General features: G+C 55.5%; 23 protein-coding genes. 8 read left to right on the top strand and 15 right to left on the bottom strand.

Going from position 1 to position 24,103, the window contains the following annotated elements; all coding sequences use genetic code 11:
* Positions 1 to 193: 193 nt before the first annotated feature.
* Positions 194 to 1,363: a cyanate transporter gene (locus NR195_RS21695; RefSeq protein ID WP_033771037.1), complete on the bottom strand. Its 1,170-nt coding sequence runs from the start codon at positions 1,361 to 1,363 to the stop codon at positions 194 to 196.
* Positions 1,364 to 1,450: 87 nt separating this feature from the next.
* Between NR195_RS21695 and NR195_RS21690 the strand changes: the two genes are divergently transcribed.
* The 3 genes from NR195_RS21690 (at position 1,451) to dbpA (ending at position 6,160) form a co-directional block, all read left to right on the top strand.
* Complete coding sequence (locus tag NR195_RS21690) at positions 1,451 to 2,311, top strand: LysR family transcriptional regulator (RefSeq protein ID WP_010255227.1); 861 nt, start codon at positions 1,451 to 1,453, stop codon at positions 2,309 to 2,311.
* 90 nt (positions 2,312 to 2,401) lie between these two features.
* Complete coding sequence (locus NR195_RS21685; RefSeq protein ID WP_256844902.1) at positions 2,402 to 3,790, top strand: amidohydrolase; 1,389 nt, start codon at positions 2,402 to 2,404, stop codon at positions 3,788 to 3,790.
* 987 nt (positions 3,791 to 4,777) lie between these two features.
* Positions 4,778 to 6,160 (top strand): ATP-dependent RNA helicase DbpA, encoded by a 1,383-nt coding sequence (gene dbpA / locus NR195_RS21680; RefSeq protein ID WP_010255222.1) that lies wholly within the window; start codon positions 4,778 to 4,780, stop codon positions 6,158 to 6,160.
* A gap of 35 nt (positions 6,161 to 6,195) precedes the next feature.
* On the opposite strand, the gene NR195_RS21675 is transcribed toward dbpA, so the two are convergent.
* Positions 6,196 to 6,588 (bottom strand): YgiW/YdeI family stress tolerance OB fold protein, encoded by a 393-nt coding sequence (locus NR195_RS21675; protein WP_010255219.1) that lies wholly within the window; start codon positions 6,586 to 6,588, stop codon positions 6,196 to 6,198.
* Between the two features lie 167 nt (positions 6,589 to 6,755).
* Between NR195_RS21675 and NR195_RS21670 the strand changes: the two genes are divergently transcribed.
* From NR195_RS21670 to NR195_RS21660, 3 genes are all read left to right on the top strand, one after another.
* Positions 6,756 to 7,718, top strand: coding sequence for a chemotaxis protein (locus NR195_RS21670; protein WP_010255217.1), 963 nt, complete (start codon positions 6,756 to 6,758; stop codon positions 7,716 to 7,718).
* Between the two features lie 80 nt (positions 7,719 to 7,798).
* A complete protein-coding gene (locus NR195_RS21665) occupies positions 7,799 to 7,948 on the top strand; it encodes a hypothetical protein (RefSeq protein WP_022625169.1) in 150 nt (49 codons plus the stop codon).
* Between the two features lie 299 nt (positions 7,949 to 8,247).
* The gene (locus NR195_RS21660; protein ID WP_010255214.1) at positions 8,248 to 9,825 is read left to right on the top strand and encodes a methyl-accepting chemotaxis protein; all 1,578 of its coding nucleotides are present in this window, start codon (positions 8,248 to 8,250) and stop codon (positions 9,823 to 9,825) included.
* 316 nt (positions 9,826 to 10,141) lie between these two features.
* Here NR195_RS21660 and NR195_RS21655 read toward each other — a convergent pair whose 3' ends face one another.
* The 10 genes from NR195_RS21655 to proB all read right to left on the bottom strand — a co-directional run bounded on the left by NR195_RS21655 (position 10,142) and on the right by proB (position 18,335).
* Positions 10,142 to 10,312: a cold-shock protein gene (locus NR195_RS21655; RefSeq protein ID WP_085978710.1), complete on the bottom strand. Its 171-nt coding sequence runs from the start codon at positions 10,310 to 10,312 to the stop codon at positions 10,142 to 10,144.
* A 3-nt stretch (positions 10,313 to 10,315) separates the two neighbouring features.
* The gene (cspA, locus tag NR195_RS21650; protein ID WP_003854408.1) at positions 10,316 to 10,528 is read right to left on the bottom strand and encodes an RNA chaperone/antiterminator CspA; all 213 of its coding nucleotides are present in this window, start codon (positions 10,526 to 10,528) and stop codon (positions 10,316 to 10,318) included.
* A 381-nt stretch (positions 10,529 to 10,909) separates the two neighbouring features.
* Positions 10,910 to 12,664, bottom strand: a complete 1,755-nt coding sequence (locus NR195_RS21645; protein WP_010671164.1) for a glycosyl hydrolase family 28-related protein — start codon at positions 12,662 to 12,664, stop codon at positions 10,910 to 10,912.
* Between the two features lie 203 nt (positions 12,665 to 12,867).
* Entirely contained in the window at positions 12,868 to 13,161 is a 294-nt protein-coding gene (locus tag NR195_RS21640; RefSeq protein WP_010255207.1) for a hypothetical protein, read from the bottom strand.
* Complete coding sequence (locus NR195_RS21635) at positions 13,158 to 13,505, bottom strand: hypothetical protein (RefSeq protein ID WP_010255205.1); 348 nt, start codon at positions 13,503 to 13,505, stop codon at positions 13,158 to 13,160. The genes NR195_RS21640 and NR195_RS21635 overlap by 4 nt, the downstream gene beginning before the upstream one ends.
* Positions 13,502 to 13,969 (bottom strand): glycoside hydrolase family protein, encoded by a 468-nt coding sequence (locus tag NR195_RS21630; RefSeq protein WP_010255203.1) that lies wholly within the window; start codon positions 13,967 to 13,969, stop codon positions 13,502 to 13,504. The genes NR195_RS21635 and NR195_RS21630 overlap by 4 nt, the downstream gene beginning before the upstream one ends.
* Before the next feature lie 204 nt (positions 13,970 to 14,173).
* Complete coding sequence (locus NR195_RS22915; protein WP_071785064.1) at positions 14,174 to 14,452, bottom strand: hypothetical protein; 279 nt, start codon at positions 14,450 to 14,452, stop codon at positions 14,174 to 14,176.
* A gap of 423 nt (positions 14,453 to 14,875) precedes the next feature.
* Positions 14,876 to 15,607, bottom strand: coding sequence for a S24 family peptidase (locus NR195_RS21625; protein ID WP_010255201.1), 732 nt, complete (start codon positions 15,605 to 15,607; stop codon positions 14,876 to 14,878).
* Between the two features lie 360 nt (positions 15,608 to 15,967).
* Positions 15,968 to 17,221 (bottom strand): glutamate-5-semialdehyde dehydrogenase, encoded by a 1,254-nt coding sequence (gene proA, locus NR195_RS21620; RefSeq protein WP_033766601.1) that lies wholly within the window; start codon positions 17,219 to 17,221, stop codon positions 15,968 to 15,970.
* Between the two features lie 10 nt (positions 17,222 to 17,231).
* The gene (proB, locus tag NR195_RS21615) at positions 17,232 to 18,335 is read right to left on the bottom strand and encodes a glutamate 5-kinase (RefSeq protein ID WP_010255198.1); all 1,104 of its coding nucleotides are present in this window, start codon (positions 18,333 to 18,335) and stop codon (positions 17,232 to 17,234) included.
* Between the two features lie 238 nt (positions 18,336 to 18,573).
* On the opposite strand from proB, the gene ompC reads away from it, so the two are divergent.
* Positions 18,574 to 19,686: a porin OmpC gene (ompC, locus tag NR195_RS21610; protein ID WP_256844901.1), complete on the top strand. Its 1,113-nt coding sequence runs from the start codon at positions 18,574 to 18,576 to the stop codon at positions 19,684 to 19,686.
* A 332-nt stretch (positions 19,687 to 20,018) separates the two neighbouring features.
* On the opposite strand, the gene crl is transcribed toward ompC, so the two are convergent.
* From crl to gpt, 3 genes are all read right to left on the bottom strand, one after another.
* Positions 20,019 to 20,420, bottom strand: coding sequence for a sigma factor-binding protein Crl (crl, locus tag NR195_RS21605; protein WP_003851176.1), 402 nt, complete (start codon positions 20,418 to 20,420; stop codon positions 20,019 to 20,021).
* A 132-nt stretch (positions 20,421 to 20,552) separates the two neighbouring features.
* Positions 20,553 to 21,800 (bottom strand): esterase FrsA, encoded by a 1,248-nt coding sequence (gene frsA, locus NR195_RS21600; RefSeq protein WP_033779697.1) that lies wholly within the window; start codon positions 21,798 to 21,800, stop codon positions 20,553 to 20,555.
* A 116-nt stretch (positions 21,801 to 21,916) separates the two neighbouring features.
* Entirely contained in the window at positions 21,917 to 22,375 is a 459-nt protein-coding gene (gene gpt / locus NR195_RS21595; RefSeq protein ID WP_009091894.1) for a xanthine phosphoribosyltransferase, read from the bottom strand.
* Positions 22,376 to 22,629: 254 nt separating this feature from the next.
* On the opposite strand from gpt, the gene pepD reads away from it, so the two are divergent.
* Entirely contained in the window at positions 22,630 to 24,087 is a 1,458-nt protein-coding gene (gene pepD / locus NR195_RS21590; protein WP_158131972.1) for a beta-Ala-His dipeptidase, read from the top strand.
* Positions 24,088 to 24,103 lie beyond the last annotated feature (16 nt).

Raw genomic sequence — 24,103 nt, 5'->3', positions numbered from 1 at the left:
AGAGGAAAAGGTGACGTGGCACGCAGCCGCAGCGCTGGTGCCATCTGCCCCGGATTGGTCAGACCAAACCGCTCTGTCGGGGCTTATGGCAACAGATAGTTAACGCATTGTTAACCTATGGCAACAGAAGATGCGCGAATTTTCCCGGAGTGTGAACCAGAGAAAAATATTGCCGGTATTGGTCGGACCAAAATCAGCGATTCACCTCCGGAAAGGCGTGCTGATAGCTGCGCGGATGGAAACGCAGATTTAGCACGATTAACAGCAGCGTGACCGCCGCCTGCAATAACCAGACGCTGGTGAAGTGACCGGTGAGCGCATGCAACTGCCCGGCGATAAACGGCATGCTGCCCGCGATAATAAAGCCGACGCCCTGCATAAAAGCCACCAGCCGGGCGCCAGCCTGCGGCTGCTCCAGATGATCCAGCGCCAGCACCAGAGCCAGCGGAAATGCCCCGCCCAGCCCGAAGCCCGCAATCCCCGCCCAGAGCCACGGTGCCAGTTGTGGCGCAAACAGGAAACCGAGCATGCCGCTGAACTGCATCGCCAGCGTCAGCAGCAGCAGCGGACGGCGATCGCGGCCCCGCGCCAGCAAGGGCAGCAGCAGCGCACCCGTGACCTGACAGCCGATCATCATGCCAAGCAGTGAACCGCCCGCCTGCGCGCTCCAGCCGAGTTGATGATAAAAATCGGGCAGCCAGGCGACACAGATGGCATATCCGCCGTTCACCAGACCGAAGCTCAACGCCAGCGTCCAGGCGCGGGTTTTACGCCACAGCGAAGGCAGAGCGGCGGCCTCCGTCCGGGCTGCACGTGGGGTGGTGATAAACAGCCAGAGCAGGATGGCCAGCACCACCGGCAGCGCCCAGCTGCTCAGCGCGCCCTGCCAGCCAAGCTGCCCATTCAGCCACGGCGAGATCGCCGCGCCAATCCCACCGCCGCCCATCAGCGCCGCTGCCCACAGTCCGGTCACGCCGGCACTGCGGCTGCCAAAGCGCTGACGGATCAATCCCGGCATCGCCATCTGCACAATGCCAATGCCAGCCCCTCCCGGCACAGTACTCAGCACCAGCCAGCCTCCGTCAGCCACAAACAGCCGACTCACCAGCGCCAGCAGCAACAGCAACAGGCCCCCCAGCAGCAGTTTACGTACCGCAAAGCGCTGCATCAGCGGGGCGCTGACTAACGCAATGGCACCCATCATCATCATCGGCACTGCAGGCAGCAGCGAGGCCGCCAGCGGCGACAGACCGATGCTCTGCCGCAGCTCGCCGAGTAACGGACTGACCGAGGTCATCAGCGGTCGCATATTGAGCCCGGCCAGCACCAGCGCCGCCAGCAGCAGGTTGTTCTCTCTCTTCATCTGAGATCCACACAGTTAAAAGTTGCCAGCCTGGCAGCAGTCGTTACTATCTGGAAATGAAATATTACTCTGCCAGGTAGTGGAAATATGAATCGTCAGCCGATGTTTACTCCGCAACAGCTGCTCAGCTTTGTCGCGGTGTGCGAAACCGCCAGCTTTACCCGCGCCGCCGACCGGGTGCACCTGTCGCAGTCCACCGTCAGCCAGCAGGTGCGACGGCTGGAGGAGATGGTCGGCAAAGAGCTGCTCAACCGCTCCTCGCATCAGGTGCAGATCACCGAAGAGGGCGAGAAGCTTTTAGGCTACGCCCGGCGGATTATCGCCCTGAATGGGGAAGCGCACGATGTGCTGAGTGACCAGTGGCGCGACGGTGTGCTGCGTCTTGGCGTGCCGGAAGATTTCGCCGCGCCCACGGCCGGTCTGCTGGCGCACTTCAGTCGCGACCATCCGCAACTTCGGCTGGATGTGATGAGTGGCATGCAGGTGGAGCTGCGTCGCGCCTGGCAGCGTGAAGAGCTCGACATCATGCTGATTAAACAGCCCGCTGGCGAGCGTCCGCTGGCGTCGCGTCCTGAACCCCTGCTGTGGCTCGATAGCGCAGAGTGGCCCTGCTTTGAGCAGACGCCGGTACCGCTGGTGCTGTTTCCCCAGCAGGGGCTCTATCGCGATGAGGTGTGTCAGACGCTCGACGCACTGGGCCGTAGCTGGCGCATTAGTTACAGCAGCGCCAGCCTGGTCGCGCTGGCCGCCGCCAGTGCGCAGGGTCTGGGGCTGACATTACTGCCCGCCAGCTGCCGCCTGCCGCAACATCGGGTACTGGGCCCGGAACAGGGTCTGCCGGTGATTGATACCTTCGAACTGGCGCTGTTCTGTCGTCATCCGCAGGATCCGCTGCAGCGCGAGCTGGCGGAATCCCTGGCAACCTTCAGCCAGCTGCGCTGGCAGTGAGATATCGAATAGTCGTCAGTGGAAAATAACGCAGCAGGGTGGAGCGTCGTTTGTCAGATTAAGACCTTGTTCACTTTGCAGGAGCCTCTGATGCCTATTTCCTCTTCGCCGAGCCGCCGTGATTTCCTTGGGCAGAGCGTCCGCTGGACCGCCGCAGGCGGCTTGCTGGCCGCCGGTCTCGGCCAGGCCAGTGCCGCCACGCCATCACCTTTGTCCTCCACTAATCCCGACCACCCCGCCGCCCTGCCCCGGCAGGATCACTATCTGCTGCGCAATGTGCGGCTGGAGGAGGGCTTTATCCGTGAGGATGATGAGATCGTTGCGACCCGCACCGGGCGTTACGACATCAGCGTGCGCGACGGTAAAATTGACCAGCTGACACCCGCCGGTCAGGGTGACAGCACCCTGCCGTCGTGGGATGCACAGGATGCCCTGCTGCTGCCCGCCACCCAGGATATGCATATCCACCTTGATAAAACCTTCTACGGCGGCCCGTGGCAGGCTCCGCGTCCCCGTCAGGGCAAAACCATCATGGACATGATTGCGCGTGAACAGGTGCTGATTCCGCAACTGCTGCCGCACTCTCAGGCGCGCGCCGAAGGGTTGATCGCCCTGCTGCATGCCAAAGGCACCACCCGCGCCCGCAGCCATTGCAATATCGATCCGGTCAGCGGCCTGCAAAGTCTGGAGCATCTGCAGGCGGCATTAGCCCGTCACCCCGCCTTTCCCTGCGAGATTGTGGCCTTTCCACAGCACGGCCTGCTGCACTCGCAGGTTGATGGGCTGATGCGCGAGGCGATGCAGCACGGCGTTGAGTATGTCGGCGGCCTGGACCCCACCAATGTCGATGGTGCCATGGAGAAGTCACTGGATGCGATGTTCCAGATTGCGCTCGACTATCAGCGCGGCGTGGATATACATCTGCATGAAACCTCACCCGCTGGCGTGGCGGCGATTCAGTACATGATTGACACCGTGGCAAAGAATCCGGCGCTGAAGGGCAAAGTGACGCTGAGCCACGGTTTTGCGCTGGCGACCCTGTCCGGCAGTACGCTGGATAAGATGATCGCAGGGCTGGCGGAGCAGCAATTCAGCGTCGCCTCTACGCTGCCGATCGGCAAGCTGACCATGCCGATTCCGCAATTACAGGCAGCGGGCGTGAAGGTGATGACCGGCACCGACAGCGTTATCGATCACTGGTCACCGTTTGGCACCGGCAGCATGCTGGAAAAAGCGAATCTCTATGCGCAGCTCTATCGGGGATCGGATGAGTTCTCGCTGTCGCGGGCGCTGGCGATCGCCACAGACGATCGGCTGCCGCTGACAGCCCAGGGTGAACGCCAGTGGCCAGTACCGGGCGATGAAGCGAGCATGATGCTGGTAGCGGCGAGCTGTTCCGCCGAAGCCGTGGCACGGATTTCGCCGGTCGTCGCGACCTTCTCGCGCGGTAAACCGGTGTTTGCGCTGGCCCCGGCCTGAAACAGCAGGGCTGCGGACAAAAACGCCGGGAGCGTTTTTGAACAACGCAACGCGTTGGCCCGGCTACGGGCGCACCTCAGGGATGAGGTGCGTACTAAAAACGCCGGGAGCGTTTTTGAACAACGCAAAGCGTTGGCCCGGCTACGGGCGCACCTCAGGGATGAGGTGCGTAATCGACCGCGCTGAGCCTTCTCAGCAAATGCGGAGAGATCGAGCTGGCTCCGGCCCGGTTACAGACGACCAGCTTACCTAAAGCGCCGGGAGCCAGTACCTGCCCCACAACGCAAACCCACTCCTCCAAAAACAACAGAGCCTCCACAAGGGAGGCTCTGCATTTACCTGAGCGGAGTGCGGGTTACGCGCTTTTGGCCCATTTATCATTCGACATTAGTTCCATTGCCAGCGCGTATAAGCGACGATCTTCCTGATCACAGGGCTCATCTTCCGCATAACACGCAATCATCGAAGCGATCTTATCAGCCGATAAGCTCTCTCCATGAACATGCAGTGTCAGTACGGCGCGGCCTACTATTTTAAGCACATTTTCATGTGGTCCCTGGATGCGATTACTCAATGCAAATACCCTCTACCGGTCGTTGTACCAGGAATATGGCGCGCTAAATATAAAGCAATTAGCTCAGGATTTTTATCGGCACCAGTGGTGATATTTTTTAATGATTAATTCTATTACTGGAGTAGTAGTTAAGGATTTATCTGATTAACAATGAAATAAATATTTAAAAACGGCCACTTATCAAATAATCGCTGGCCTCAAAAGATCGTCATTCTGGAACAATCACATTAAGTCGGGGTTAATCTATAAAAATAAACCACCTTTTTCCCGTAAACTTCAGTCTATTCCTAAGCCCTCTGACAGATATAGTTTCATACTGCTAACCATCGAGGTTCCCGTTGCTGTCAGGCGTGCTTTCTGCCAGACTTGCCCCGCAATAATGCCCTACACTTTCAGCCTCAGAGGCCGCGCCCGTGACCGCTTTTTCTACCCTCAATTCGCTTCCCGACAGCCAGCTCGAAAACCTGCGCGAGATGGGCTACACCAGCATGACGCCCGTGCAGGCCGCTACTCTGCCCGCCATTCTGCAGGGACGCGACGTGCGCGCGCAGGCGAAAACCGGCAGCGGTAAAACGGCTGCCTTTGGTATTGGTTTACTGCACCATATCGACAGCGCCCGCTTTCAGACCCAGGCACTCATTCTCTGTCCGACCCGTGAACTGGCGGATCAGGTAGGCAATGTGCTGCGCCAGCTGGCGCGCTTCACCCGCAACATCAAAGTTCTCACTCTGTGTGGCGGACAGCCGATGAGCGCACAGCGTGATTCGCTGGTGCATCCGCCCCATATCGTGGTCGGCACGCCGGGTCGTATCCTCGACCACATTAACCGCGAAAACCTCAAGCTGGACCAGCTCAGCACGCTGGTACTGGATGAAGCCGATCGGATGCTGGAGATGGGTTTCCTGAATGATATGGAAACGATCATTGAAGCGACGCCCGCTTCGCGCCAGACGCTGCTCTTTTCCGCCACCTGGCCAGACGGCATTACGGCCATCAGCACCCGCTTTCAGCGTGATGCGCTGAGCGTGGTGACAGAAGATGTCAGCGAACTGCCTTCAATCGATCAGCAGTTTTTCGAAGCCAGCCACAATGAAAAACTGGGTCTGCTGATAGCCCTGCTCAGCGATCGTCAGCCCTCATCCTGTGTGGTCTTCTGCAACACCAAACGTGAATGTGATGATGTCGCCGCGGCGCTTAACGCGCGTGATATCAGCGCCCTGCCTTTGCATGGCGATCTGGAGCAGCGCGATCGCGAACGCGTGCTGATCCGCTTCGCTAACGGCAGTGGTCGCGTGCTGGTCGCCACCGACGTCGCTGCACGCGGACTCGACATCAAATCGCTGGCGATGGTGGTTAACTATCAGCTCGCCTGGGACCCTGAAATTCACCTGCACCGTATTGGTCGTACGGCGCGTGCGGGCGAACATGGCGTTGCGGTCAGCCTGGTTGCTGCCGATGAGATGGCTCGCGCGCATGCGCTGGAAGATTTCCTGCAGCAGAAGCTGCCGTGGGTCTCTGCCAGCACGCTGAAAAAGGGCAGCAGCAAGCCGCTGCCTGCAGCTATGATGACTTTGTGCATTGATGGTGGCCGTAAAGCCAAGATTCGTCCGGGAGATATTCTGGGCGCGCTGACGGGTGAAGCGGGTTATCGTGCCGAGCAGATCGGCAAAATTGTCCTGACGCCGACCCACGCCTACGTGGCGATTGAGGCGAATCAGGCCAAAAATGCGCTGGTTAAACTCAAGCAGGGCAAAATCAAAGGCAAAACCTGCCGGGCGATTCTGCTGAAGGACTAAATAAAACGGGCGAGAAGATTATCTCGCCCGGTTTGTTACGGCTCTTCGATTTGGGTCACATGCAGCGTGGTTTTATCCCCTTTGCCCTGTACCTTGCCACTGACGCGTACTTTGTCTTCTGCGGTGTAGGTTTTACCATCAAAGGTCTTCTTCGGCGCGATAATCGGTAAGGTGCCGGTGTTGTCACGGAACTGATACCGTTCGCCCTGCTCTTTCTTCACGATGTAACCTTCCAGCGTCACATATCCGCCCTGACGGAAATCGCGGATCTGATCAATATGCGTCTGACCGGTATCTTCTGAACCTTTATAGCCGGCATCCTGCTTGTGTTGCGGTGGTGGCGTATCGCCCGCTTTGTATCCGCCCTCTTCGGCCGAAACACCCGCACTCATCATCACCAGCAACGACGCCAAAATCACTTTTTTCATTTCACACTCCTTTATTGGAAAGGTGTCCATGTTGAACCTTCAGGGTTAATCCTGGCACATTAATTGGCGTCCGTTTTATTTCACCCTTCTCTTCTCACCTTTTTCCGTTTGCTGCCGATAACCTGTTCACACCCTATTTCACCAGCTGCGTTAATGCAGAGGCAACCATGGATAATTTTCAGAAAGAGATCGATGAGAGAGCGAACCTCGCGTTATCGAACAAGTTTGAGCTGCTGCTGTTTCGCTTAGGTTCCGATCAGCTGAAAGGCAAGTCTGAACTGTTTGGCATTAACGTCTTCAAGCTGCGTGAAATTGTGCCGATGCCAACTATCACCAAAGCCGCAGGCATGCGTTCGCCGCTGCTGGGTATGGCAAGTATTCGTGGCCAGTTCATTCCGGTCATCGACCTGCCTGCCGTGGCGGGTTGTGTGCCGGAAACCGGTCTTAACCTGCTGCTGGTTACCGAGTATGCCCGTAACACCCAGGCGTTTGCCGTGGAGTCAGTTGAGAACATTGTGCGTCTCGACTGGAGCCAGGTGCATACCGCCGAAGCCGGTATCGGCGGCCGCAACATTACCAGCATCGCCTGCCTGGACAGTGACAAGCAGAGCAACGAGCTGGCGATGGTGCTGGACGTTGAGCAAATCCTGTATGACATCATCCCATCGGTGCGCGGCGTCGAACCGGAAGCGGCCAGACCGCGTGCCTTCAACTACCGCCCAGGTGCGGTGGCGATTGTGGCAGAAGATTCCAAAGTCGCGCGTCAGCTGCTGGAGCAGGGTCTGAAGAGTATGGGCATTCCGGCGCTGATGTTTAACACCGGTCTGGATGCCTGGGAAAAAATTAAATTGATGAGCCAGGAAGCGCAGGCTGCCGGCGAATCGATTCACGACAAAATCGCCCTGGTGCTGACCGATCTGGAAATGCCAGAGATGGATGGTTTTACGCTGACCCGCAACATCAAGCGTGACCCGATCCTCAAGGCTCTGCCGGTCGTCATTCACTCCTCACTCTCTGGCAGCGCCAACGAAGATCACGTGCGCAAAGTGGGTGCCGATGGCTATGTGGCAAAGTTTGAGTTGAATGAGCTGTCAGACGTGATTTTCAACGTTCTCGACACTGCCCGCTAAGCGAATGCGGGCCGCTAAGAATGCCCGGCACGCTTTTACTTTTTAGCCAGCAGAATGGCTGACCTGATCAGGAACCGACTATGCACATTGAAACTTTACCCGTTACGCCTGCACCTGCTACGCCTTCCCGTCAAAAGGTGCTGCGTGGCCGTTTACGCCAGCTGGCCTGGATTAGCGCCGTCACATTAAGCGTCGCGTTCTGGACAGGCCTCTACTTCTTAGTTTTCTGAATCCATTCATCCTTGTCTGGATCGGGCTGTCAGCATCACTGCTGACAGCCCTTTTTTTTGTCTGAATTTCCTCTGGTTATTACTTAACCGTTTCTGATGATTTTTACTGACTATTTATTCACCCGACGTTATTACTTAAAAATTATTAAAGGTACAACTTCGTGCTCCGATAACAGTATGCGCGAGATTACCTTTTTGCCTGAGGCTGTGACCACAGACATCAGCAAGGCACTGCGCACAACAGCAGGAAACCTGAGTGTTGCTAACAAATTGATTAATAATAAAACGGGGAAGAGAACATGTTCAGTATCAAGAATATGAAGGTGGGAATGCGGCTCGCAGCAGCCTTCGGTATTATTGTGACGTTACTGATAGTGATTGGCGTGACATCCATAACCAGGATTAACAGCATTAATACGGCGATCGCCTCGATCGTTGACGATCGTTATGTGAAAGTACGACTGGCATTTGATGTGCGCGATGGCGTCAACGATCAGATCAAATACCTGCGCGGCATGGTGATCGACACGACACGTCCGGAAATGAATGTGAAGCGTTATGGTCAGCTGGATGAAGCCACGCAACGCACCAACAGCGCAATGAAAAGGATCGAAGATATTCAGGTCACGCCGGTCGGCAAGAAAAAGATCGCCGGTCTGCTGGCCTCTTCCCAGGCATTTGAGAAAGTTAAAGCAGAGCTGATCACCCTGGTGAAAGCGGGCGATTTTGAGGCTGCCAGCACCTATGTCCTGAAATCGATGACCGCCACTCAGAACAAATTCCTTCAGGATGCCGTGGATTTTGCCAACTCTCAGGACGCACAGCTGCGCAGTGAAGGTCAGGGTATTGTGGAAAATGGTCAGTCGGCTATCTCCATTACGCTGATTTTCTCCGCGCTGGCGATTCTGGCGTCTATTCTGCTGGGCTACTTCCTGACCCGTTCTATTGTGCGTCCGCTGGTTGCAGCGGTTGACGTTGCTGAACGCGTTGCCGCAGGCGATCTGAGTTCACAGATGCAGGTGACCTCACGCGATGAAACCGGCGTCCTGATGCAGGCGCTGCAACGGATGAACGATAATCTGCTGTCGATTGTGACCGAAGTGCGTACCGGCTCCGACACTATTGCGGTGGCCTCTAATCAGATCTCCAGCGGGAACCTTGATCTTTCGACCCGAACCGAACAGCAGGCCAGTTCGCTGGAAGAGACCGCCTCTGCCATGGAGCAGATGACGTCGACCGTGAAACACAATGCCGACAACGCGCGTGAAGCCAATCACCTGGTTTCAACCACTTCCAGCGTGGCGCGTGAAGGTGGCGTGGTAATGGAGCAGGTCATTGAGAAGATGGAAGCGATCGCCCTCTCCTCACGAAAAATTGTCGATATCATCAGCGTTATCGACTCCATCGCCTTCCAGACCAATATTCTCTCCCTGAACGCCGCGGTTGAAGCGGCACGCGCGGGTGAACAGGGTCGTGGCTTTGCGGTGGTGGCGAGTGAGGTGCGTAATCTGGCGCAGCGCTCAGCCTCAGCGGCCAAAGAGATTAAGGTACTGATTGAAGATTCCGTCGCTAAAGTCGATGAAGGTAGCAAGCTGGTGACACACGCCGGTTCAACTATCGGCGAAGTGGTGAACAGCGTGCAGAGCGTGGCAAACATCATGAGCGAAATCACCATTGCCAGCAGCGAGCAGAGCAGCGGCATCAATGAAATCAATCAGGCGATTACCCAGATGGAAGCGGTGACGCAGCAGAACGCCGCGCTGGTACAGGAAGCGTCAGCCGCCTCACAAGCGCTGCAGGATCAGGCAGAGCGTATGGCGCAGGCGATGAGCGTATTTAATACCGGCAAACTCTCACTGCAACCCGTACTGCGTTAATCTCTCTCAACGGCCTGCTTCGGCGGGCCAGTTTAAGAATGATGACGATAAGAGCAGATAGGTTACAGGCAACAGAGCGGGAAGCGGTTAGCGGTTAGCGGTTAGCGGTTAGCGGTAAGTGGTAAGTGGTAAGTGGTAAGTGGTAAGCGTTATACAAGGGAATTGCAAATATACAGGGAAAGTGAAAGTAAACAGGCAGGTTACAAGAATAAAGCGTGAGGTTTGAGAAGGAGGAAACGCAGAAACAAAAAAGGCTGCCAGAGGCAGCCTTTTATTACTGTAAATGCAACAACGCTATAAAGCTCACTAGCCTTAATCAGAGAGCGCGAAGCTGACTCTGAATTGCAATCCTTGCCAGGTTCACCTGAACCACGACAGATTTGCAGAAAATGCATTTCGCTCCATGCGGGTTGGCTCTTGTAACATCAAAATGTGATGTACGAAACTGTGAGCCACTACAGTGAGGACATTTAAAAGTAATTTTCAGTCCTTAGAGACCAACAACGTTCGCAGCAGCTGGGCCTTTGGCGCCATTTTCTACTGTGAATTCAACTTGCTGACCTTCATCTAATGAACGGAAATCGGTGCCCTGGATTGCAGAGAAATGTACGAATACATCTTTGCTGCCGTCTGCAGGAGAGATGAAACCGAAGCCTTTCTCTGCGTTAAACCATTTAACGGTACCGCGAATTTTGTTAGACATGCTTAAATCCTTAATATATCGAGCCTTCCGGCATACATAATGGCCTGAGAACAGATTTTAATCAGAACGTAAGAGAAGACTCAAAAAGAAGGGATGTCTCGCGACAAACTTAGAGATGAGAACTGCTTTGGTTACTTACTTTGATAGTGTCTGTTAATCAAACCGACGATTCATTAGGCCACACTTCTTAAAGTGACGCAAGCCGTAATTCAAATTAATCGCAATCAGCCTGCTGACGAGGATGAAGGCGAAAGGCTGTGTCAGGGAGACTGTCTGGCTTCACAGTGCAGCGGTGACTTTTCTGGCGACGTAAAAAGAAGCGGAGATAATGTCAGATCAAAAAAGGGCGAGGCCGGAGCCTCGCCCAAAACATGCCGATCATCAATCGTAGTAAGGAACCTTACGGTCAACGCCGTTGATATTGATCAGCACAAAACCGGTCGGAGCGGTCTTATTGGTCGGCGTACCCGCAGCAGTAGCCAGCGTAACCACCCCTTTTTCGTTGGCCCCGATGCCCGCCAGCCCGTTGTGCATGCCAAAACGTGCAGCGGGTTTCAGGTTGCTGATTTTGGTGATGTCCGTAACCACCGACATATCAGCCTGGAACAGCGAGCAGGAACCGGTATCGAAGCGGGTCGGACCGGTCGTCTTCAGGTTGAACATGGTCTCGCCGCTGTTCGCTCTCAGCTTGACCCAGATTACGGCATAGGTGGTCCCTACCCGGCCATAACGAATGTCCAGCACGGAAGGCTGCCCCATATGGTAAGCATCGGCCCAGACCGTCTCCAGTCGCTGGAGGTTGATCAGGGTTTTACCGGTGCCCACCACATTAACCGGCGAACCGGCGGTGCCGGAGGGCGTGGTCGCATCCGCTTTCCCGATCAGCTCCATTACCCATTGCTGGTTAGGCGCCGGGAAATAGAGCTGCCCCAGCCGATACCAGTTGTCGGTATCGGTGTTGTTCACCACTTTATAGCCGCTGTAGTAGCCGGCACGCAGCGAACCGGTCATGAACGTGCCGTAGTTCTCATCCCGACGATAGCCATATTCGAAGGTCGATAACCACTTACTTCCAGCCAGATCATTGGTGATTTTCGCCCCCGCCTGCAGGTTGATATGACGCATCACCACGCGGGCATTATTGAGATTGAGCGGCGTGCCGCAATCTTCAATGTTGAGCGTTTCGATGTTCCAGCCGCCATCCGACAGATCTCCTGGGTTAGTCGTGTGCTCAATCCAGACGTTACGCATGAGCCCCTGTGTGACGCGTGGCATATAGAGCGTCGCGTCGCCATAGCCCGACTGGAAGTTGGCATTACACAGCTCAATGGCGGTTGAGTGGTCCCAGTTCCCCTTCGGTGTGTTTGACCAGCCGACATCAAACACCCGTGAAAAGGTATTGGAGCTGTAAATCTGATCGAACTTACTGTCGAGCGTATCCTGCAGCTTAAAGACGGTTCCCCCGGTACTTTGCGCCTTGAAGCAGAAGATATTGACGATCTGGCCTCCGACAATGGTATTTTCAAAGAACGGCTGCGTGTTACTGCACTGTTCAGGCGTGACGGTGACTTTGGCCGCGGTGTCGACAGTCCCGGCGTTAGCCTGTCCATGCCAGCAGATGCCTTTAATGACGATTCGACGCGCATTAACCTTAAACACGGTATTCGCGCTTTTATCAGAAACAATAGTGGTGCGCGGTGCCGAGCCGAGCTCGATATCATCGCCTGCCAGACCAAAAAACGACAACTCCGTATCGCTGATATCGATGGGTGAAATCAGGAAGCGGCCCCCCGGAAAACGCACCGGAATCGCTTTCGCATAGGCGTTGTAAGACTGTGTCCATGCCAGCATCCGCTTAAAGGCTTCGGTGTCATCGGTCACGCCATCCCCTTTCGCGCCAAAGTGCAGAATGTTCACTTCGGCGGGATCGTTGATGGTGCGCTTCCAGTAGAAACCGTTACCCACCGCCACCGTACCGCCATCATCTTTCAGCGGAGTGGTGCTGAGGAAACCAACAAAGTCTGCGCCACCACGGAAGCTGGAATCCTTATCGTAATAGCGTTTAAGGCTCGCGACTTCACCTGATTTTGGTGGAACAGTGGTACGCAGTTCAGCAAAAGAGTTAACTTCGATCATAGAATCCTCCTCAGGATCATAGAGATATCGCGCTGAAATCAGCGCACTACTTAGCCGCAGCCGGATGGCCGCAAAGGGAGTCCCACATGTCGTTGTGGGTGTTGATGGCGCGCACCGTACGAACGTCCATTTTTTGCGCGTCATCGCCGTAGGTATAAAGAGGGGAAAAAAGTACGCAGGCAGAGTCGGTGATCGCCACCGGCTCAGGGTTTGTGGTATTTCGACTGCTGCAGCTTGTCGCGAGCAGCAGCGTCATCAAGGCTATGGTTGTCAGTCGCCACACGGTTAGCCTCCTCGCGGTTATGTTGTTGCTGTTGCGCCACCGCGGTGACGCGGGACGCCTCCTGTTGCGCGTTATCGACGTCAGAACGCGCTTTTTGCTGCACTTTGCCGATTTTCTTGCCGCCGAAATAACTGGCGCCCAGCGCCGCGATGACCGCAGCCAGCGCGGCGATCCAGTGCCAGCTGCCGCCCAGTAAGGTGGTAATCAGAGTCATGGCTTCGCTCCTTCAGACTGCTCCTTCGCATTGAGCAGGTTTTTCTGACGAACAAATTGTGCAATCACCCCCATCGCCACCATGAAGGCGCCCACCAGCCCGAGGTAGTTGTGCGGCAGAATCGCTTTAACGTCTTCGGGCAGTGCACTCCAGGCATCAACCGCGGCAGAAGGAAACGACTGCGCCCAGGCGCTGAGCATGGAACCCAGCGACGCAAGCCAGACAGACCAGGTTTTGAAAAGCAGACGGGCATGAGAGACAAACTGGAGGGTGGTAAAGCGCTGCAGCAGCAGCAGAATGATGATTGCCGTCAGCACGGCGGTGAGAAACATGAGCCATCTCATAGCAACCCCCTGTAAACCGCATAGGTTCCGCTGCGCATCATCTCCGCGTGACGTCTGGCGCGGCCCGGCGTCTGACGGGCCCAGAGGCTGTTCATCATCGCGTCAGCCGCATCATTAAACTGTTCAGCCACGATCGCGCTGAGCATATTTTTGAACTGCAGGACGCCCTCGACGCCCAGCTGATAAGCCATGCTCAGCAGCACGTCGGTGCGGGCGTCGTTGCACTTCGCCAGCGCATTACGCAGCAGCTCCCTGCCCTGCATCTCCTGAATTTTGTTTTCAAGAATGCACTGCTTCCAGACATCACCGACGCGCCGTGGCACGCGGAAAGCGTAATTACTCAGAGACGCCCCCTTGGGTCCAATGCGAATGCCGCCGGCCACCGTGGGAAAGCCCAGCGTGTCGAGATAGGGCGTGTCGACATACCCCTCTTCAAAATTCAGTACTGCGATTATCTGGCTCATAACGACTCCTCAATGACGGGTTAAAGCAACTCAGCCTTGTGAAAAGAAATACATAACGCTCGCTGATCATTACTCAGCACGGCGCAGCAGAAGGCCTTACTGACCCTGCAGCAAAACTGAACAGTAATTCAGCAAATTGCGCCCAGTGAGAACTGGAGAAAGCGAAGAGTTAGCCGGAACGGAAAAATGCGTTTTCTGCGCGTTTCAGCTCACGGCGTAGAGATGAACGTGCGGAAGACAGCAATTGTCGAAACTGGGTGTTTCCTGACTGGTGACGCGGGGTGCAGTAATTGCGCGGTCAACGCGCGGGGCGACCTGACGCTGGCAGATTTGCTCTGCACGTCTCAGGGTGGGTGTTTCAGTTGGGAAGTTCAGGGCCTCGTCGATGCTCTGTGTCAGGCTGCTGAGAGGTTGGCGCCGCCGGTGGCGACGAGTACGTGCGTTGCCTATAAAAACGCTTTTGCCATAGTGAATTATCGCCATAACTCCTCCTGTGAATGAGTCTTTGGCGATGGGGTGGCAGGCGCGAGCTTTCGGCGAACCGAACGGGCCCGAATGTCGCGTATCACGGTCGCACGCTTGCCGCCCGGCTGCATCAGCAGTCAGGTGGAAAGTAAGCGAGGGGAAATAAACGGCATCTGACGACGCTGCATTTTGCGCATCCACCCCATCCCAAAGTTCACTAACTTTGTGGTGGTATGATTCGCGCTTGTGCAGCGCCTCAATTGTTTAAGAGCGGCTCGTCCCTGAAAGAACTGCTTCGTTCATCCATATCCAAATTATTAACAGGTTCTTATGCTTTATCAAACACTGTTGGTTAATTTTTTATTTACCGCTGGTTAAATTTATGAATTTATGCCGATTATTTTTTTTTCAGCCTTCCTGAAAAAACCGGCAGAAGTGGCCTTAACCGAGGATTTGATAATGTCGCGCCTGGCTCATGATCACTTTGGCCAGTACCTTCAGGCTGGTGACGTCATCATGATTGAGATACCAGGTTTCATAACGCTTATTATCTGATATTACAGCGATTTTCTTATGCTGCAGCTGCAGGCGCTTGAGATAGAGCTGCTCATCGAGGGTGAAAATATAGATGCCGTCGCCGTCGAACATCCGCACGCTGATATCCACAAACAGCTGATCGCGCGGCGCAAAGGTGTCAGCCATGGAGTCACTGTTGATAGCGATTAACCGGATGTTTTCCGCCGGGCGCCCGTTGAACAGCACCCGCGCCTCATCCAGACCATATTCGATCGCCTGGATAGTCTCGACAAACTCATCACGCGCGGGCAGGCCTGCAGCACTTCGCTGACCAATGTCGAGGCTATCAATCCGAAACACATTCTTCTGACCGGTGAGCGCACTTAGCGTCACCGGTTCAGCAGGTTGTTCCATACCGTATTGCAGCCACTCAACCCTGACGCCCAGCAGCTGACTGAGAGCCAGTAAATTGCCGCCATCCGGCACTGACTGCGCGTTAAACCACTTCCACACTCCCGGCGTTGAAATCTTACAGCCTTGCTGCTGCAGAGCCCTGGCAACCTGTTTGTTTCGTCCATGTCCGGCAATGCCGGCACTCTCACAGGCCGCTATCAGCCTGGCGGTGAAAGCTTGTCTTGTACTTTCTTTTTTAACCATTAGTTAATAATCAGCCATAGAAGAGATACTGGATGTTATTTTCATTATTGCTACCAGTTCATTTTATATTACCGCTCGTTTACTACCTAACCGCTTTATCAAGCATTCCTGATAATCATTATCCGCTTCAGCCCGCGGCTGGACAAAAAATATTGCCTCAGGCCGCGTACAGCCCCGGCTTTCAGGAATGTTCCGTAAAAAATTGCGTGAATATCAGCCAGAATAATGGCCAGTAGTGACGAGACCGGAACGGAAATTAAGCTGATGCGCAGAAAACTCTATCTTTCACTGGACCGGAAAATGGAGCTAAAAAAAACGGGAGTCTCTGAAAGACTCCCGCTTTGTTAAAAATTATGGCAGTTATGGCCGGAGCGTATCGTCGCCCCATGCTATCCATTTATAGGTCGTCAGCGCCTCTAATCCCATCGGACCACGGGCATGCAGTTTCTGTGTACTGACCGCCACTTCGGCACCCAGGCCAAACTGTCCGCCATCGGTGAAGCGGGTGCTTGCGTTGACATAGACCGCTGAGGAGTCGACCTGACGGACAAAACGCGCGGCGTTGCGGGTATTACGGGTCAGGATGGCATCCGAGTGCTGCGTGCCGTGCGTACGGATGTGATCGATCGCCTCATCCATATCCGCCACTAATTTGACGTTAAGATCCAGCGACAGCCACTCATCATTGTACTGCTGTGGATTCACCTGCGTGACCGATGCCGGGCCTTGCTGCAGCTGCGCCAGCACGTTGCTGTCAGCATGCAACGCGATCGCTTCCTGTGCCATACGCGCGCTGAAGGCGGGCAGGAAACGATCGGCAATCGCCTGATCCACCAGCAGCGTCTCCAGTGAGTTACAGGCGCTGGGGCGCTGTTTCTTGGCGTTGACGATCAGATCAAGTGCAGGTTCGATCTCCATCGTCTCATCAATGTAGATGTGACAGACGCCGATGCCGCCGGTGATCACCGGAATAGTCGAGTTTTCCCGGCAAAGCTTGTGCAGCCCGGCTCCGCCACGCGGGATCAGCATATCGACGTAGCGATCCAGCTTCAGTAGCTGATTCACCAGCTCGCGATCCGGATTTTCGATCGCCTGAACGATCGCCGCAGGCAGACCGTGCTGTTTGAGCGCGTTCTGGATCACCCGGACGGTGGCCGCATTGGTGCGCCAGGTCTCTTTACCGCCGCGCAGAATGGCGGCGTTGCCGGTTTTCAGGCACAGAGTGGCGACGTCCACCGTGACATTGGGACGCGCCTCGTAGATTACGGCCACCACGCCCAGCGGCACGCGACGACGCTCAATGCGCAGCCCGCTGTCGAGCTGACCGCCGTCAATTAGCTGTCCAACCGGATCGGCCAGCTGGCAGACCTGGCGCACATCGCTGGCGATGCTGCCGAGGCGTTGCGGATTGAGTGTCAGCCGGTCCAGCAGCGCGGCGCTCATGCCGTTCTGACGCGCATCGGCTAAATCCAGCTCATTGGCCGCCAGAATGTCTGCGCTTTCCGCCTCCAGACGGTCGGCAATAGTCATCAGAACCTGATTTTTCTCTGCAGTCGACAGATCGGCCACGGTGTAAGCTGCGGCGCGCGCCGCTTTTCCCATCTCTTCTAGCATTGTCCGCTCCTTAACTGACGATCATGTCGTCGCGGTGAACCGCCACCGGGCCATATTCATAGCCCAGGATTTCGCTGATCTGCTGGCTGTGATGACCGGCAATCATCCGCATCGCGTCGCTGTTGTAGCGTGAAACACCATGCGCGATATCCCTGCCCTGCAAACTGCGGATACGGATCACTTCCCCACGTGAGAAATTCCCCTGGATAGCACGGATCCCTTTCGGTAGCAGCGAACTGCCGCGTTCAATAATTGCTGCCAGCGCACCATCATCGACGGTGAGTTCACCTGCCGGAGGCGCACCGAAAATCCAGCGTTTACGATTTTCCAGCGGCGATTGCTGCGCATGAAAGCGCGTACCGACCGGCTTGCCGTCAATAACATCGCTGATTACGCCGCTGCGGCTGCCTGAGGCGATGATCACATCGATACCGGCGCGGCAGGCGACATCCGCCGCCTGAAGCTTGGTCGACATGCCGCCAGTGCCAAGACCCGATACGCTGTCGCCCGCCAGGGCACGCAACGCATCATCAATCACATGGACATCACTAATCAGCTCAGCCTCAGGATTGTTACGCGGATCGGCGGTGAACAGTCCCTGCTGGTCGGTCAGCAGCAGCAGCTTGTCGGCACCGCCGAGCATCGCCGCCAGCGCTGAGAGATTGTCATTATCGCCCACTTTGATTTCAGCGGTGGCAACGGCATCGTTCTCATTGATCACCGGCACTATGTGGTTATCCAGCAGCGCGCGCAGCGTGTCGCGGGCATTCAGGAAGCGCTCGCGATCTTCCATGTCGGCACGGGTCAGCAACATCTGACCAATATGGATACCGTAGATTGAGAACAACTGTTCCCACAGCTGAATCAGACGGCTCTGCCCCACCGCAGCCAGCAGCTGCTTTGAGGCGATGGTGGGTGGCAGTTCGGGGTAACCCAGATGTTCGCGTCCGGCGGCCATCGCGCCAGAGGTCACAATCACAATGCGGTGGCCCGCCGCGTGCTGCTGCGCACACTGACGAACCAGTTCCACCATGTGCGCCCGATTCAGCCGGCGGGAGCCGCCGGTGAGAACGCTGGTACCCAATTTGACCACTAAGGTCTGACTGCCACTCATATTTCCTGCCGTAGTGAAAAATTTTTACGAAAGGACGTTTTAACAGGAGTCGATAAGGAAGCCAACAGCCAGCGGGGGAAAAGCACGAATTTACGCGGACAAGGAGGTAGACCAAAAGTTCAGGGTTAACAAGAAATCATGAAAAGTGTCATAAAAACTTCATCGCCGACGGGTAAAAAGTCCGTGCTTTACAAAAACTTTCATTTTTTTACGGCGTTCACATTGGGATTGATAGCAAATGAAGAAAAGCACACTGGCCATGATCCTCTCCACGCTGACGCTGGCATCCGCCGCGCAGGCTGCCGAAATCTATAACAAAGATGGCAACAAACTGGACTTATACGGCAAAGTTAAAGCTGAGCACTACATCAGCGATAATGCCAGCCAGGATGGAGACAAGTCCTATACCCGTATCGGCTTTAAGGGTCAGACACAGATTAACGACCTGATGACCGGTTATGGTCAGTGGGAATATGAGTATAAGCTCAATAACTCTGAAGGCAGTGACGCTAACAACAACAACAAAACCCGCCTTGGTTTTGCCGGTCTGAAATTCTCGCAGTATGGTTCGGTCGATTATGGTCGTAACTACGGTGTGCTGTATGACGTTGAGGCCTGGACCGACGTGTTCCCGGAATTCGGCGGTGACGGTACAGCCCGTTCCGATAACTTTATGACTCAGCGCGCTACCGGTGTGGCGACTTACCGTAACAACAACTTCTTTGGTCTGGTCGATGGGCTGAAGTTTGCGTTGCAGTATCAGGGTAAAAACGACGCCACCAGCGCCAACACCCGCACCGACATTAACCGTCAGAATGGCGACGGCTACGGTGCCTCACTGGGCTATGCCCTGGGTGATTCCGGTGTGAGCCTGATGAGTGCCATCACCTCTTCTGACCGTACCAACCAGCAGCAGGCACGTGCCTATGGCGGCGGTGACCGTGCGGATTCCTGGGGCGCAGGCGTGAAGTATGATGCCAACAGCGTCTACCTGGCGGCGATCTATACCGATACCCGCAACATGACACCAATCAGCGGCACCAACCGTAACACCGGTGCTACCGTCGCGGGCGCAGCCAACAAAGCGCAGAACATCGAACTGGTGGCGCAGTATCAGTTTGATTTCGGCCTGCGTCCTTCTATTGGCTATGTACAGACCAAAGGCAAAGATATCGAAAACGGTATCGGCGATGCGGATCTGGTGAAATATATCGACGTGGGCGCGACCTACTACTTCAACAAAAATATGTCCGCCTTCGTTGATTACAAAATCAACCAGCTGGATGATGACAACGCGCTGTCGATTAACAACGATGACGTGGTCGCGATGGGTGTGACTTACCAGTTCTGATTTCAGGCTAATGCCGGACAGCATAAGCTACAGAATGTATGAGCATGAAAAAGGGCGCGTTTTTCAACGCGCCCTTTGCTTGTTAACAGCATCTGGCCCGCTCTGCTATGAGATCGAGCTGCGCAGGGAACACGGTCAGATCGGAAAGACGCAAAAGACGTCATCCCTGACAGGCTCGGCCCGCGCCGTCCCTGGCGCGGGACGCTTTCCTCTTCTGCCCGTGTTCCCTGCGCGTTGAGCTTATTCGTTGCTGCCAGATTCACCCTACTTGAGATTTGTCAGCAGTTTGTGGGCAAGCGTTTTAACTCACCCTTTAATCTCTAAACACCCAATCAGGCGCTCAGCTTCACCGGTTTCTCATCGAAATCGCTGGCCGGAATCAGATCCAGCTCGAACTCTTTCAGCATCGCTTTCAGACGGGTATGGAAATTCCGTAAGGTCTCTTCCACGCGCGCCGTATTCTCTTTGCCTTTGATGGTTGCCACCGACCAGTCACCCTCTTTATCGAACAGACCGATATGGTAGACATAGGTAAAGTGGTCAGCCTGCGCTTCCAGCTCCATCCACCAGCCCCAGAACTCACGCAGTTCCGGTGCCGGTTTCACATTAACGCAGGCAGCCAGGCAGTCGAAAAAGAACCGGGTTTCGCCACATTTCCCATCGCGAATATAAGGCCCAAGCTCCGTAAAGCGCTTAAGCAGGCGACTGCGGGGATGACCACTTGGTAACGTCATGCTGAATCTCCATAGATTTTGACCGCTATACAGCCTTGATTTTCCGGACGGCCAGGTGATGTCATGTTTCGCTTAACGGCAGCCCGGAAGAATTCCGCTACTAGTTGTAGCAAATACTGTAAATTTTGCCAGTTACCTTTTTAAACGCTTCTCCAGCCAGTCGCAAATTTCATTCAGCGCCTTGTCGAAACTGGCCATCATCGGCTTCACCGGAATCAGCAACGCTTTGCCATCTGACGAAGAGTTAGCGATCAGCTTGCTCTCCTCTTCCGGGCTGAAAAGATCGTTTTGCCAGTAGCCCGACAGCATGGGTGTCGGCGTCCGGCGGCCCAGCAATCCCTGAGTTTTCAGCGAATATCGATTGAGTTCGGTACGCAGCGCACTGTCAGAGGCAGTTGCCATGCCCAGCCGGCTCGCCAGCATATCCATATACATATCCGGGATCTCATCCTGCAACGCTGTCTGCGTCAGCAGCGCATGCACAATCGGGCCAAGACAGGCGACCCCACGCAGCCGCTGCGATTCCAGATAGGCCAGTCGTACGGCCACGTTAGCGCCAAAGCGATAACCAAACGCCGCCACGCGGGTATGGTCGATCCAGGGCACGTTTTTCAGATCGCGCAGCACCTGCTGATGCAGAAAGCTGGTGTCCTGATTTAGCGTCCATTTCACCGAGTTGCCTACCGACGGCACATCAATGGTCAGCATGGCGATGCCGCGCGGTGCAAGGTAATCATGGAACAGGCGATAGTGATCGCTCTGTAATGAGTCGAGCGCGCCACAGAACAGCACGGTGGGATAAGGCGCTTCAACGTCAGGCGGCATGTGCAGAAAGCCGTTAACCGGGCTGCCACCCTGAATGGCGAACGTCAGCGGTTTCAGCTCGCCCGGCAGGCGTTGAGTCGCCTCTTCATAGGCGCGGTTCGCCAGCGTCTGCGCCTGGTCGGCCAGCTCATCCCCTTTTATATAGGGATAGGCCGCAACGCTGTAGAGATGCGCCGCGTGTAACCAGTAGTCGCCCGCCTCGCTGTCGTCGGTGGCCTCCAGCGCTTTCTGCTGCCAGATACCCGCCTGTTTACACCATTCGAAATGCCAGTTGCCGCCGCGAAAACCGATTACAGTGTCGAGCAGCGTCTCATCAGTATGTTCAACATTGCTGATGGCAATCCGAGCCAGCACTTCGCTGATCTCCTGCGGCGTCAGGCCACGCCATGTCCACATCAGCTTATTCAGCATACGATACCAGCCACGCTGGCTGTCACCATCCAGGGCTGAGTGGACATCCGAAGTAGCATGATGGTGGCGGCGAACCAGGGTTGAGGTTTCAGGATGTTTAAAGCGCGGTTTGAACAACTCCTCGCTGAGATTTTTGCTCGACATACTCACTTCTCCTGCAACAGAAACGGCGATGGCTAAGTGTACTGTACGGCAATTCGGGGTGCGAGGCACAGAAAGCACAACGCCCGGAAAACCGGGCGTTGTCTGATGCATATCAATCAGCTTTTAACAATCGGCGGGATGTAGACCACGCCCATATCCCACGGCTGCTCGATCCAGGTATCCTGCGGAATATCGACAATATAATCATCAACCAGTGAGCGACCGGCCGGTTTAGCGAAAATGGTGCAGAAACGCGCTTTCGGGTACATCTCGCGAATCGCCTGGGCGGTGCCGCCGGTATCCACCAGGTCATCGATCACGATAAAGCCTTCGCCGTCGCCTTCTGCGCGCTTCAGAACTTTCATTTCGCGCTGATGATCGTGGTCATAGCTGGAGATGCAGACGGTATCGACGTAGCGGATACCCAGTTCACGTGCCAGCAGCGAAGCCGGTACCAGACCGCCGCGGCTCACCGCGATAATGCCTTTCCACTGTTCAACAGGAAGCAGGCGCTGGGCCAGTTTACGGGCATGAATCTGAAGCATGTCCCAGGTAACGACGTATTTTTCGCTCATAGAATAGAAATCCCAGCCAACCGAGGTGGCGTAAAAATGTGCAACGGGGAAAAGGTTGCGCGAGATTATAAGGAGTTGACGCACTAAAAACCAGCACCCGCGCACTGGTTGCGGCTTTTTAGCGCGTCTGAGAGCGCACCCGGTAGAAAACAGTGATATTCTCGGGCCTGGCTCGTCAGATTCTCTGACGGCGATTTTTCACTGGAAACTCGCGATGTCCGGCCTCGCCGGTACACTGACACAGGAGACCTGTCGTGTCTGAATTGTCTCAACTCTCTCCACAGCCGCTGTGGGATATTTTCGCTAAGATCTGCTCTATTCCCCATCCCTCTTTTCACGAAGAAGCGCTGGCGAGTTACATCGTCGGCTGGGCCAAAGAGCAAGGCTTCTGGTGTGAGCGCGATCAGGTCGGCAACATCCTGATTCGTAAGCCCGCCACCGCAGGCATGGAAAACCGTACCCCGGTTGCGCTGCAGGCGCATCTGGATATGGTGCCGCAGAAAAATAATGACACCGTTCATGACTTCACCAAAGATCCGATTCAGCCCTGGGTTGACGGTGAGTGGGTGAAAGCGCGCGGCACCACGCTGGGCGCGGACAACGGCATCGGTATGGCTTCTGCGCTGGCAGTACTGGCTGACAACAGCCTGACGCATGGCCCGCTGGAAGTGCTGCTGACCATGACTGAAGAGACCGGTATGGATGGCGCATTCGGTCTGCAACCCAACTGGCTGCAGGCAGAAATCCTGATCAACACCGACTCCGAAGAAGAAGGTGAGATCTACATGGGCTGCGCGGGCGGTATCGACTTCGTCACCACCCTGCCACTGACCCGTGAAGCGGTGCCTGCTGAATTCCAGACCCTGAAGCTGACGCTGAAAGGCCTGCGTGGCGGTCACTCCGGTGCCGATATTCATATGGGCCTCGGCAATGCCAACAAACTACTGGCGCGCTTCCTGGCGGCACACGCTGCTGAACTGGATCTGCGTCTGCTGGCCTTCAGCGGCGGTACGCTGCGCAACGCGATCCCGCGTGAAGCCTTCGCTACCGTGGCGGTCGAGAGCCACAAAGCGGATGCGCTGAAATCAGCGGCGGCGCACTTCCTGAGCGCCATCAAAAATGAGCACGGCATCAAAGAGCCGAACATCGCACTGGTCACTGAGCCGCTGGCGCATCAGGGTAATGCTCTGAACGCTGACAGCCGCGATCGCTTCCTGAACCTGCTCAACAGTATGCCAAACGGCGTGATCCGCAACTCCGACGTGGCGAAAGGCGTAGTAGAAACCTCACTGAATATTGGTGTGGTGACCATGGAAGCCGATCATGCAGAGATCAACTGCCTGATCCGTTCGCTGATCGATACCGGCCGCGATTATGTGGTGCAGATGCTGACCTCACTGGGCCAGCTGGCCGGTGCACAGACCAAAGCGAAAGGCGGCTACCCAGGCTGGCAGCCTGATGCGGACTCCGCCATTATGGCGCTGACCCGTCAGACCTATATCGCGCTGTTTGATAAGACCCCGAACATTCAGGTGATCCACGCCGGTCTGGAGTGTGGTCTGTTCAAAAAACCGTATCCGGAGATGGATATGGTATCGATTGGGCCGACCATCACCGGGCCGCACTCGCCGGATGAGCAGGTTCACATCGAAAGCGTTGGCCTTTACTGGAAACTGCTGACCACCCTGCTGAATGTGGTGCCAGAAAAGTAATTCTGTCACAAAAAAA

Origin of the sequence: Pantoea sp. Ft-CA_14 (genome assembly GCF_024520875.1) — a bacterium.
Taxonomy (GTDB): Bacteria; Pseudomonadota; Gammaproteobacteria; order Enterobacterales; family Enterobacteriaceae; genus Pantoea; species Pantoea agglomerans.
The sequence above is the reverse complement of the archived record's forward strand: the minus strand, read 5'-3'. Positions and strand labels throughout refer to the sequence as shown.